10 protein-coding genes are annotated in these 11,974 nt (G+C 60.6%); 8 read left to right on the forward strand and 2 right to left on the reverse strand.

Annotated elements, in window-relative coordinates; translation table 11 throughout:
* Positions 1-36 precede the first annotated feature (36 nt).
* Positions 37-1,386 (forward strand): CoA transferase, encoded by a 1,350-nt coding sequence (locus tag PF1751_RS22060; RefSeq protein ID WP_044287769.1) that lies wholly within the window; start codon positions 37-39, stop codon positions 1,384-1,386.
* Between the two features lie 114 nt (positions 1,387-1,500).
* On the opposite strand, the gene PF1751_RS22065 is transcribed toward PF1751_RS22060, so the two are convergent.
* Both PF1751_RS22065 and arcD (PF1751_RS22070) read right to left on the reverse strand, forming a co-directional pair.
* Positions 1,501-2,364, reverse strand: coding sequence for a DNA-3-methyladenine glycosylase family protein (locus PF1751_RS22065; protein ID WP_010208135.1), 864 nt, complete (start codon positions 2,362-2,364; stop codon positions 1,501-1,503).
* Positions 2,361-3,788 carry an arginine-ornithine antiporter gene (gene arcD, locus PF1751_RS22070; protein ID WP_010208134.1) on the reverse strand — a complete coding sequence of 476 codons (1,428 nt, stop codon included), beginning with the start codon at positions 3,786-3,788 and terminating at the stop codon, positions 2,361-2,363. The genes PF1751_RS22065 and arcD (PF1751_RS22070) overlap by 4 nt, the downstream gene beginning before the upstream one ends.
* A gap of 449 nt (positions 3,789-4,237) precedes the next feature.
* On the opposite strand from arcD (PF1751_RS22070), the gene arcD (PF1751_RS22075) reads away from it, so the two are divergent.
* The 7 genes from arcD (PF1751_RS22075) to gcvH all read left to right on the forward strand — a co-directional run bounded on the left by arcD (PF1751_RS22075) (position 4,238) and on the right by gcvH (position 11,965).
* A complete protein-coding gene (gene arcD / locus PF1751_RS22075; protein WP_010208133.1) occupies positions 4,238-5,665 on the forward strand; it encodes an arginine-ornithine antiporter in 1,428 nt (475 codons plus the stop codon).
* Between the two features lie 25 nt (positions 5,666-5,690).
* Positions 5,691-6,947 carry an arginine deiminase gene (arcA, locus tag PF1751_RS22080; protein ID WP_010208132.1) on the forward strand — a complete coding sequence of 419 codons (1,257 nt, stop codon included), beginning with the start codon at positions 5,691-5,693 and terminating at the stop codon, positions 6,945-6,947.
* 69 nt (positions 6,948-7,016) lie between these two features.
* On the forward strand, positions 7,017-8,027 hold the full coding sequence (locus PF1751_RS22085) for an ornithine carbamoyltransferase (protein WP_010208131.1): 1,011 nt from the start codon (positions 7,017-7,019) through the stop codon (positions 8,025-8,027).
* A gap of 156 nt (positions 8,028-8,183) precedes the next feature.
* A complete protein-coding gene (gene arcC, locus PF1751_RS22090) occupies positions 8,184-9,113 on the forward strand; it encodes a carbamate kinase (protein WP_010208130.1) in 930 nt (309 codons plus the stop codon).
* A gap of 18 nt (positions 9,114-9,131) precedes the next feature.
* On the forward strand, positions 9,132-9,494 hold the full coding sequence (locus tag PF1751_RS22095; protein ID WP_010208129.1) for a DUF5064 family protein: 363 nt from the start codon (positions 9,132-9,134) through the stop codon (positions 9,492-9,494).
* Between the two features lie 173 nt (positions 9,495-9,667).
* Complete coding sequence (locus PF1751_RS22100; protein ID WP_010208127.1) at positions 9,668-11,176, forward strand: sigma-54-dependent transcriptional regulator; 1,509 nt, start codon at positions 9,668-9,670, stop codon at positions 11,174-11,176.
* A gap of 405 nt (positions 11,177-11,581) precedes the next feature.
* The gene (gene gcvH / locus PF1751_RS22105; RefSeq protein ID WP_010208126.1) at positions 11,582-11,965 is read left to right on the forward strand and encodes a glycine cleavage system protein GcvH; all 384 of its coding nucleotides are present in this window, start codon (positions 11,582-11,584) and stop codon (positions 11,963-11,965) included.
* Positions 11,966-11,974 lie beyond the last annotated feature (9 nt).

Genomic DNA, 11,974 nt, shown 5'->3' on the forward strand with positions numbered 1-11,974 from the left:
CTTCTATAGTGGCCCTTCTCTTGAGGAGGGCCTTTGATGACTGACCTGCTGACTCCCATCCAAGCCGCACTTGATCTGCCACAAACGCCGCTGACCTTTACCGAAGCTGGCGCCCTGCCCTCGATCTTCGCCGTGACCGACCTGGCCAGCGCCAGCATCGGCGCCGCCGGCCAAGCCGTGGCCCAGTTGATCCAGCAACAGACCGGGCGCCTGCCCAGCGTCAGTGTGGACCGGCGCCTCGCGTCTTTCTGGTTCTCCTCCTCGATTCGCCCGACAGGTTGGGAGGTCCCACCGCTGTGGGACCCGGTGGCCGGCGACTACGCCAGCGCCGATGGCTGGATTCGCCTGCACACCAACGCCCCCCATCACCGCGCGGCCGCCGAGCGGGTACTGGGCAAAGCCGCCGACCGCATCGAGATGGCCGCCTATGTGGCCAAATGGAAAGCAGCTGAGCTGGAGCAGGCGATTGTCGACGAGGGTGGTTGCGCAGCGCAGATGCGTTCGTGGCAGGCCTGGCAGTCGCATCCCCAAGGGCTGGCAGTGAATGCCGAGGCGCTGGTGCAGCGCCAGACCGATGAAACCACCTGCGTTAAACCCTGGCTCGGCTCAGTGGCGCGGCCGCTGGCGGGCATCAAGGTACTGGACCTGACCCGCGTGCTGGCCGGCCCCGTGGCCAGTCGCTTTCTTGCGGGCCTGGGCGCGGACGTGCTGCGCATCGACTCGCCCACCTGGAACGAACCCGGCGTAGTGCCGGAAATGACCCTGGGCAAACGCTGCGCCCGCCTGGACTTGAAGAGCCCCGAAGGCCGGCAGGCGTTCGAAAACCTGCTCAAGGACGCCGACATCCTGTTCCACGGCTACCGCGCCGACGCCCTGGAGCAATTGGGCTACACCGCCAGCGCCCTGCCGACCCTCGCCCCCGGCCTGATCGACGTGAGCCTCAACGCCTACGGCTGGAGCGGCCCATGGCGTAATCGCCGGGGTTTCGACAGTTTGGTGCAGATGAGCAGCGGCATTGCCGACGCAGGCATGGCCTGGAAACAGGCGGACAAACCGGTGCCGTTGCCGTTGCAGGCCCTGGATCACGCCACCGGTTACTTGATGGCGGCCAGTGCGGTTCAAGCCTTGAGCGAACGCTTGAAGTCGGGGCGCGGCGGTTCGGCACGGTTGTCGCTGGCGCGCACGGCGAAGTTGTTGGTGGAGGCGGGACAGGTGCCGGAGCAGCCGGCGTTGCGTGCCGAGGAACTGAGCGATCAGGGTTTGGTGGTGGAGCAAACAGCCTGGGGCCAGGCGCACCGATTGCTTGCGCCAGTAACCATCAGCGGCACACCGTTGCAGTGGGATTTACCGGCTGGGGAATTGGGGTCGCACCGGGCACAGTGGTGAGCTGAAATCCGCTATCGCCGGCAAGCCAGCTCCCACATTCGACCGCATTCCAAAGGATGCACTCGGTCAAAATGTGGGAGCGGCTTGCTCGCGAAGAGGCCAGTACAGACACTATCAATCTGACCGTTGCAACGACGTCCACAAATGCTGCGCCGCATACGCCCTCAACGGTCGCCACGCCTCGGCCCGCATCAGCAACTGCCGCGCCGACACCGGCCCGCCCTCCAGCGCCGCCAGCGCATTGATCAACCCGATATCCCCCGACGCGAACGCATCCGCCTCGCGCATCTGGCGCATGGCGATGTACTGCGCGGTCCAGTCGCCAATCCCCGCCAACGCCACCAGCCTTGCGACGCCCTCCTTGAGACTGGCCTTGGGTTCGAACACCTCAGGATCATCCAGCAACGCCTGGGCCACGCCCGACAACGTACGCCCGCGCGCCTTGGGCATCCCCAGGGTGGCGAGGTCGGCCGCCGCCAAGACGTCCGGCGTGGGGAACACGTGGGTGATACCGGCATACGGCGTTGCCAGCGGCTGACCGTATTGCGCAACTAGTTTGCCTGCCAGACGAATCGCGGCCACCACGGTGATTTGCTGGCCCAGCACTGCTCGGATCGCCAGCTCCAAGCCATCCCAGGTGCCTGGTACGCGCAAGCCCGGCCGCGCCGCAACCAGTTGCGCCATCAACGGGTCAGTCGCCAGTTGCGGGTTGATCCGTTGCGGCTGGGCGTCCAGGTCAAACATCTTGCGCAAGCGCCGTTGGATCTCGGGCAAGGCCGCCTTGTCCGCAAAGCCCACCGCAACGTCCAGCCAATCACCCGCCCCCGGCGCAACGCTGATCCAGCCATGCTGCCCGCCGACGCTGATGCTGCGCCGATACACGCCAGCCTCCACGGTCTCCATCCCAGTGATCGCCCGCGCCGACAAAAAACCCAACATCGCTGCCCAGTCATACGGCGGCTGATACGCCAGTCTCACAACGACAACACTCCGCTATACAACCCATACGCCGCCAGCCCCGCGCCGGCGATCACGCAGCTGAAAATGCCTTTTTCCACGTGGGTAAACAGGGGCTGGTCCTGCTCACGCTTGGCCAGGGCAAACAGGATCACGCCAGGTGCATACAACAGCGCAGACAGCAGCAGGTACTTCAAGCCACCGGCGTAGAGCAGCCACACCGCGTAGCCGAGGGCAATCAGGCCCACCAGCAAGTCCTTGATGCGCTGGCCATGGGCACCCTGGTAGGTTTCGCCGCGCCCGCTCAACAGCACCGCATAGGCCGCCGACCACAGGTACGGGACCAGGATCATCGATGAGGCGAGGTAAATCAGGGTGGTGTAGGTGCTGTGGGAAAACAGGGTGATCACCAGGAAGACCTGGATCATGACATTGGTCAGCCATAACGCGTTGACCGGCACCTGGTTGGCGTTTTCCTTTTTCAAAAAGGCCGGCATGGTCTTGTCATGGGCCGTGGCGTAGAGGATTTCCGCGCACAGCAATGCCCAGGACAGCAAGGCGCCGAGCAGCGATACCGCCAGGCCGATGCTGATCGCCATCGCGCCCCAGGGGCCGACGATGTGTTCCAGCACACCTGCCAGCGACGGGTTCTGCAGTTGTGCGAGCTGCGGCTGGCTCATGATGCCCAGCGACAGCACATTCACCAGCACCAGCAACGCCAGCACGCCCAGAAAGCCGATCACCGTGGCGCGACCCACGTCCGAGCGCTTCTCGGCCCGCGCCGAATAGACACTGGCGCCCTCGATACCGATAAACACAAACACGGTGACCAGCATCATGTTGCGCACCTGGTCCACCACATTGCCCATATTCGGGTTGCCCACGCCCCAGATATCACGGGTGAAGATCTCGGCCTTGAAGGCCACGCCGGCAATCACGATAAACATCAGCAGCGGCACGATCTTGGCCACGGTGGTGATCTGATTGATAAACGCGGCCTCCTTGATCCCACGCAGCACCAGGAAATGCACGGCCCACAGCAGCAAGGACGCGCAGCCGATGGCCACCGGCGTGTTGCCTTGACCGAATATCGGAAAAAAATAACCGAGGGTGCTGAACAGCAACACGAAGTAACCCACGTTGCCCATCCAGGCGCTGATCCAGTAACCCCAGGCCGAGGAGAAACCCATGTAATCGCCGAAGCCCGCCTTGGCATAGGCATACACGCCCGAGTCCAATTCGGGCTTGCGGTTGGCCAGGGTCTGGAACACAAAGGCCAGGGTCAACATGCCCACGGCGGTGATCGCCCAACCGATCAGCACCGCGCCCACCTCGGCTCGCGCGGCCATATTCTGCGGCAACGAGAAAATCCCCCCACCGATCATCGACCCCACTACCAGGGCGATCAGGGCACTGAGCCGAAGTTTCTGGGCGGGTTGGGACATGAACACTCCTGAATGAATAAAAAGTTTTAGCCGACAACTGTGCACTCAACTAATTAACCCAGCGAGTGTAGCGTTTATTAGAGACCGCGATAAAAACACTGCGCTAATACCCCAAGGGCATGACAGTTTATCGGATTTAGGCTTATTTAGAATTTAAATACGACGACCACTCTGTCGCTTCTTAGTTCCTTATCGTCGCCTTTATGAAAAGTTTGCACATTCGGGAAAACGGGCTAGTTTAAAACGTCCACACGTAGCACTAAATGATTAACCAATACCGTAGAGATGGCTCTGGAAAGCACCTTTGCGCGGAAAACTATTGCCCACGGCTTTGCACCCTAAGTCATTAATTCACAATGGAATGTGCCAATGAAGTGATCTGAGTCAGCTGTTTGATTAGCGCACGGATTTATTCTGTGGTCTCTCTTCTCCTGCATTGGAGTTATGCGATGTCTGAATCTCCCGGAAAACTTCGATTAGGCGCACTGGTTGCACTGGTCGTCGGCTCAATGATTGGCGGCGGGATTTTCTCTCTGCCGCAAAATATGGCCGCCAGCGCTGACGTCGGCGCCGTATTGATCGGTTGGGTCATTACGGCCGTGGGCATGTTGACCCTCGCGTTCGTGTTCCAGACCCTCGCCAACCGCAAGCCCGACCTCGACGGTGGGGTGTACGCCTACGCCAAGGCCGGTTTTGGCGACTACATGGGTTTCTCGTCCGCCTGGGGTTACTGGATCAGTGCCTGGCTGGGCAACGTGGGTTACTTCGTGTTGCTGTTCAGCACCCTCGGTTACTTCTTCCCGATCTTTGGCGAAGGCAACACGCCGGCCGCCGTGATAGGCGCTTCAGTGCTGCTGTGGGCCGTGCATTTCCTGGTACTGCGCGGCATCAAGGAAGCGGCGTTCATCAACCTGGTAACCACCGTCGCCAAAGTGGTGCCATTGGTGCTGTTCGTTTTGATCGCGCTGTTCGCGTTCAAGCTGGACATCTTCACCGCTGACATCTGGGGCCTGAAAAACCCGGACCTGGGCAGCGTGATGAACCAGGTGCGCAACATGATGCTGGTCACCGTGTGGGTGTTTATCGGTATCGAAGGCGCGAGCATCTTCTCGGCCCGTGCCGAGAAACGCTCCGATGTGGGCAAGGCCACCGTGATCGGTTTTATCACCGTGCTGTTGTTCCTGATGCTGGTGAACGTGCTGTCCCTGGGGATCATGACCCAACCGGAGCTGGCCAAACTGCAAAACCCATCAATGGCTGCCGTGCTGGAGCATGTGGTGGGCCACTGGGGCGCGGTGCTGATCAGCGTCGGCTTGGTCATTTCGTTGCTCGGGGCGCTGCTGTCATGGGTGTTGCTGTGCGCGGAGATCATGTTCGCCGCTGCCAAGGACCACACCATGCCGGAATTCCTGCGCAAGGAGAACGCCAACCACGTGCCGGCCAACGCCCTGTGGCTGACCAACGCGATGGTGCAGATATTCCTGGTAATCACGCTGTTTTCAGCCAGCACCTACCTGTCGCTGATCTACCTCGCCACCTCAATGATCCTGGTGCCCTACCTGTGGTCGGCGGCGTATGCGCTGTTGCTGGCGGTGCGCGGGGAGACTTACGAAAACGCCCTCAAAGAGCGCCAGAAAGACCTGTTCATCGGCGCCATCGCCCTGATCTACGCGGTCTGGTTGCTCTACGCCGGCGGCACCAAATACCTGCTGCTCTCTGCCCTGCTCTACGCCCCCGGCGCGATCCTGTTCGCCAAGGCCAAGCGTGAACTGGGCAAACCGATATTCACCAACGTCGAGAAGTTGATTTTCGCCGCAGTGATCATTGGCGCCCTGGTGGCTGCCTATGGCCTCTACGACGGCTTCCTGACGCTTTAATTGTGTGTTCACTGGAGGATCTGAAATGACCACGGAAAAAGTGAAGTACGGCGTACATTCCGAAGCCGGCAAACTGCGCAAAGTCATGGTGTGCTCCCCAGGTTTGGCCCATCAGCGGCTGACCCCCAACAACTGCGATGAACTGCTGTTCGATGACGTGTTGTGGGTCGCCCAGGCCAAGCGCGACCATTTCGACTTCGTCACCAAGATGCGCGAGCGGGATATTGATGTGCTGGAAATGCACAACCTGCTGACCGACATCGTCGCCATCCCCGAAGCGCTGGACTGGATCCTGGAGCGCAAGATCACCGCCAACACAGTCGGCCTGGGCCTGGTCGATGAGGTCAGCTCCTGGCTGCGCAGCCTGGAGCCGCGCAAAATCAGTGAGTTCCTGATCGGTGGTGTGTCGGCCGATGACCTGCCGAGCAGCTTCGGGGGCAAGACCATCGAAATGTTCCGCGATTTCCTCGGGCATTCCAGCTTCATCCTGCCGCCGCTGCCCAACACTCAGTTCACCCGTGACACCACTTGCTGGATCTACGGCGGTGTGACACTGAACCCGATGTACTGGCCGGCGCGACGCCAGGAAACCCTGCTGGCCTCGGCCATCTACAAATTCCATCCCGAGTTCACCAACGCGGACTTCCAGATCTGGTACGGCGACCCGGATCAGGAACACGGCGCCTCCACCCTGGAAGGCGGTGACGTGATGCCGATCGGCAACGGCGTGGTACTGATCGGCATGGGCGAGCGTTCGTCCCACCAGGCGATCGGCCAATTGGCGCGCAACCTGTTCAAGAACAAGGCAGTGGAAAAAGTGATCGTTGCCGGCCTGCCAAAATCCCGCGCGGCGATGCACCTGGATACCGTGTTCAGCTTCTGCGACCGCGACCTGGTCACCGTCTTCCCCGAAGTGGTCAACCAGATCGTGCCGTTCACCCTGCGTCCGGATGAAAGCAAGCCGCACGGCATCGACATCCAGCGGGAAAAAACCAACTTCCTCGAAACCGTCGCCGCGGCCCTCAACCTCAAGGCGCTGCGTGTGGTCGAGACCGGCGGCAACAGCTTCGCCGCCGAACGCGAGCAGTGGGACGACGGCAACAACGTGGTCGCGGTGGAGCCTGGCGTAGTGATCGGTTACGACCGCAACACCTACACCAACACCTTGCTGCGCAAGGCCGGCGTGGAAGTCATCACCATCAGTGCCGGCGAACTCGGCCGCGGCCGTGGCGGTGGCCACTGCATGACCTGCCCGATCATCCGCGACCCTATCGACTATTAATTTCCAGGCCTTGGCCGTCGCCCATAAGGCGCCGGCCAAGGGGATAACCTAAACAGAAGGAGATCCATCATGGCTTTCAACATGCGCAACCGCAGCCTGCTGTCGCTGATGCACCACACCACCCGCGAACTGAACTACCTGCTGGACCTGTCCCGCGACCTCAAGCGCGCCAAATACACTGGCACCGAGCGTCCGCACCTGAAGGGCAAGAACATCGCGCTGATCTTCGAAAAAACCTCGACCCGCACCCGTTGCGCCTTCGAAGTCGCGGCCCATGACCAGGGCGCGCACGTCACCTACATCGATCCGGTGTCGTCACAGATCGGCCATAAAGAAAGCATGAAAGACACCGCCCGCGTACTGGGCCGGATGTTCGACGCCATCGAATACCGTGGCTTCGAACAGGAAATCGTCGAAGAACTGGCCAAGTTCGCCGGCGTGCCAGTGTTCAACGGCCTTACCGCCGAATTCCACCCGACGCAAATGATCGCCGACACCCTGACCATGCGCGAACACAGCGACAAACCGCTGCATGACATCAGCTACGCCTACCTCGGCGACGCCCGCTACAACATGGGTAACTCGCTGCTGATGATTGGCGCCAAGCTGGGCATGGACGTGCGCATCGGCGCGCCGAAAGCGCTGTGGCCGCACGAAGATTTCATCAAGCAGTGCCAGGCGTTTGCCGAAGAAAGCGGCGCACGCATCACCATCACCGAAGACCCTAAGGAAGCGGTGAAAGGCGTGGACTTCATCCACACCGATATCTGGGTGTCCATGGGCGAGCCGGTGGAAGCGTGGGACGAGCGCATCGAGCAACTGCTGCCGTACCAGGTCAACGCCAAGATGATGAAAGCTTCGGGCAACCCGCGCGTGAAATTCATGCACTGCCTGCCCGCGTTCCACAACAGCGAAACCAAGGTGGGCAAGGACATCGCTGCGCGTTATCCGAACCTGGCCAATGGCGTGGAAGTGACCGAGGACGTGTTCGAATCGCCGGCCAACATCGCGTTTGAGCAGGCGGAGAACCGCATGCATACCATCAAGGCGATTCTGGTGTCGGCGCTGGCGGATATCTAAATCTTAAGTTGGCAATGAGGACAACTGTGGGAGCCGGGCTTGCCCGCGAGGCAGGCACCGCGGTCTATCAAGCAGACCGCGGTGATGCTATCGCAGGCAAGCCAGCTCCCACATTGACCGCGTTCCTTCATCAGAACTTTCAGAAGGACACTCTGTATGCGCATCGTCGTAGCCTTGGGCGGTAACGCCCTGCTCCGCCGTGGTGAACCCATGACGGCGGACAACCAACGCGCCAATATTCGCATCGCCACCGAACAGATCGCCAAGATTCACGCCGGCAACGAGCTGGTGATCGCCCACGGCAATGGCCCGCAGGTCGGCCTGTTGTCGTTGCAGGCAGCGGCCTACACCCAGGTCTCACCGTACCCGCTGGACGTGCTTGGCGCCGAAACCGAGGGCATGATCGGTTACATCATCGAACAGGAACTGGGCAACCTGCTGGACTTTGAAGTGCCCTTCGCCACCCTGCTCACCCAGGTCGAAGTGGACGCCAAGGACCCCGCCTTCCAGAACCCGACCAAACCCATCGGTCCGGTGTATTCCAAGGCCGAAGCGGAGAAACTCGCCGCTGAAAAGGGCTGGGCCATTGCTCCGGATGGCGACAAGTACCGCCGCGTGGTCGCCAGCCCACGGCCAAAACGCATCTTTGAAATCCGCCCGATCACCTGGCTGCTGGACAAAGGCAGTATCGTGATTTGTGCCGGCGGCGGCGGCATTCCGACAATGTACGGCGAGGACGGCAAGCTGCGCGGCATTGAAGCGGTGATCGACAAAGACCTGTGCTCGTCGCTGCTGGCATCGCAATTGAAAGCCGATTTGCTGGTGATCGCCACCGACGTCAACGCCGCTTTTATCGACTTCGGCAAACCCACCCAGAAGGCCATCGGCCAGGCCCACCCCGACGAAATGGAAAAACTCGGCTTCGCGGCCGGTTCCATGGGGCCCAAGGTCCAAGCCGCCTGCGAGTTCGCCCGTCAGACTGGCAAAACCGCCGTCATCGGTTCACTCTCGGACATCGAAGCCATCGTCCAGGGCAGCGCCGGTACACGCATCAGCACGGCAAAACCTGGCATCACCTATCTGTGAAGTAGAGGAGAGACGCCTATGGCCACCTTTGAACCGGGTCACCTGCACGTTGAACGTCACGCGTTGAACAAGGATGACTACAGCTACAACCTGTGTATCGACTACGAAGTCAGCCAGGATCCCAAGGAAGGCAAGGGGATGCTGTTCAAGCTGCATGGCTCGGTGCAGGGCAAGGACCTGAAGGAGGAGTTTTTCCTGCCCAAGGACCAGGCGTTCGACTTTGCCCGGCATGCCATGAACATCGCGCAGAAGTATGGAATGCCCAAGGTGGCGGTGTTGAATGGCTCGATGCACAAGCAGTACGACATGATGTTTGAGGATGTACGGAATCAGTTGGATGTAAAGTCAGGCGATCCGGTCAAGCCGGAGCACCTGGCGTAATCACAGCGCAAATCCCCTGTGGGAGCGGGCTTGCTCGCGAATGTGGTGCATCAGTCACTGAATATAGGGACTGACACAGCGCATTCGCGAGCAAGCCCGCTCCCACATTTTGATCTCCATCATCTCCAAGGCATACTGGCAACCCTCCGCACTCCAGAATCAAGATCCGCCCCATGCGTATCCACGTCAGCTTCATCGACCGCGTCGGCATTACCCAGGAAGTCCTGGCCCTGCTCGGTGGGCGCAATCTCAATCTGGATGCGGTGGAAATGGTGCCGCCCAACGTCTACATCGACGCGCCGACCCTGAGCGCCGACGTGCTCGAAGAACTGCGCGACGCACTGTTCAGCGTGCAGGGCGTGCAAGCGGTGAAGGTGGTGGACATCCTTCCCGGCCAACGTCGTCACCTGCAACTCGACGCCCTATTGGCGGCCATGACCGACCCGGTACTGGCGCTGGACAGCGCGGGCAAGATCCTGCTGGCCAATCCGGCGCTGATCGCCCTGTACGGCCGCGAACCGGCTGGGGAAAGCATCAGCGAGCTGTTCAATGACCCGGCGCTGCTCGACACCTTGCTGGAGCAAGGCTTCCGCTTGCCGCTGCGTGAAATCAGCGTCAACGGCCAGACCCTGCTGCTGGACGCCACACCGATCACCGACGCCGGCGCGTTACTGACGCTCTACCAACCCAACCGCATCGGCGAACAACTGTCGGCACTGCACCATGACCATGCCGAAGGCTTTGATGCGCTGCTCGGCGAATCCCCGGTCATCCGCACGCTCAAGGCCCGCGCCCAGCGGGTGGCGGCGCTGGACGCACCGCTGTTGATCCAGGGCGAAACCGGCACCGGCAAGGAACTGGTGGCGCGCGCCTGCCATGCGATCAGTGCGCGCCACAGCGCGCCATTCCTCGCGTTGAACTGTGCGGCGCTGCCGGAAAACCTCGCGGAAAGCGAGTTGTTTGGTTATGCACCGGGCGCCTTTACCGGCGCGCAACGCGGTGGCAAACCGGGGCTGATGGAGTTGGCCAACCAGGGCACGGTGTTTCTGGATGAAATCGGTGAGATGTCGCCGTACTTGCAGGCCAAGCTGCTGCGTTTTCTCAATGATGGCAGCTTCCGTCGCGTGGGCGGCGACCGCGAAGTGAAGGTCAATGTGCGCATCCTCAGCGCCACCCACCGCGACCTGGAAAAAATGGTCAGCGAAGGCACTTTTCGCGAAGATCTTTTCTATCGCCTCAACGTACTCAACGTCGAAGTGCCGCCGTTGCGCGAACGTGGCCAGGACATCCTGTTGCTGGCCCGCTACTTCATGCAGCAGGCCTGCGCGCAGATCCAGCGCCCAGTCTGCCGCTTGGCGCCCGGGACTTACCCGGCACTGCTGGGCAACCGCTGGCCGGGCAACGTGCGCCAACTGCAGAACGTGATCTTCCGCGCCGCTGCCATCTGCGAAAGCAGCCTGGTGGACATTGGCGACCTGGACATCGCCGGCACTTCGGTGGCACGCCAGAGCGACGGCGAAATCGACAGCCTGGAACAGGCGGTGGAAGACTTTGAGCGCAACCTGCTGGAAACGCTCTACACCAGCTACCCTTCGACCCGACAACTGGCCAGTCGCCTGCAGACCTCCCACACTGCGATCGCTCATCGCCTGCGCAAGTACGGCATTCCCAACAAACCCTGAACCCGAACGCGGATCAAAATGTGGGAGCGGGCTTGCTCGCGAATGCGCAGTGTCAACTCGCCCCCCATCACTGACCCACCGCATTCGCGAGCAAGCCCGCTCCCACCTTGATCGTATTCCAGATTTTGGTCTGAGAACGACATCCGCTGTACTGAAAGCGCTACAGTGGAACGATATCGCTACAACCCTGTTTTTTGCGCGCCATGCAAGGCTTTGATCCACATAGGCTTTTTTTCGCAGGCCCAGTTGTAGCGAAATCGCTACAGCTGACGGGCATAGGACTATAACAAATTTTATTAACGTATTGATTTATAACGAATTATTAAGATTGGCCGCGATATTGCTAAACAACTCCCCATTATTCCAATCCCGTCCACCAGACGAATCTGGCCTTGAGGAGTTTCCATGAGCGAGTTGCGTTTCACTGAAGATCACGAATGGCTGCGCGCCGAAGCTGACGGCAGCGTCACCGTGGGTATCACCGCTTTCGCGCAAAACGCGCTGGGTGACGTGGTTTTCGTGCAACTGCCGGAGTTGCAGGCCTATGACAAGGGCGCTGAAGCGTCCACCGTTGAGTCCGTAAAAGCAGCCAGCGGCGTGTACATGCCGCTGGACGGTGAAGTCCTCGAAGTGAACGACAAATTGGATGGCAGCCCGGAGCTGGTCAACGAAGACCCGATGGGCGAAGGTTGGTTCTTCCGCTTTAAACCGGCCGATGCCGGTGCGGTCGCTAAACTGTTGGATCAGGATGCGTATGACCGCCTGATCAAAGCCAACGCTGAAGCTTGAGGAGCGCGC

Origin of the sequence: Pseudomonas simiae (genome assembly GCF_000934565.1) — a bacterium.
Lineage (GTDB): Bacteria > Pseudomonadota > Gammaproteobacteria > Pseudomonadales > Pseudomonadaceae > Aquipseudomonas > Aquipseudomonas simiae.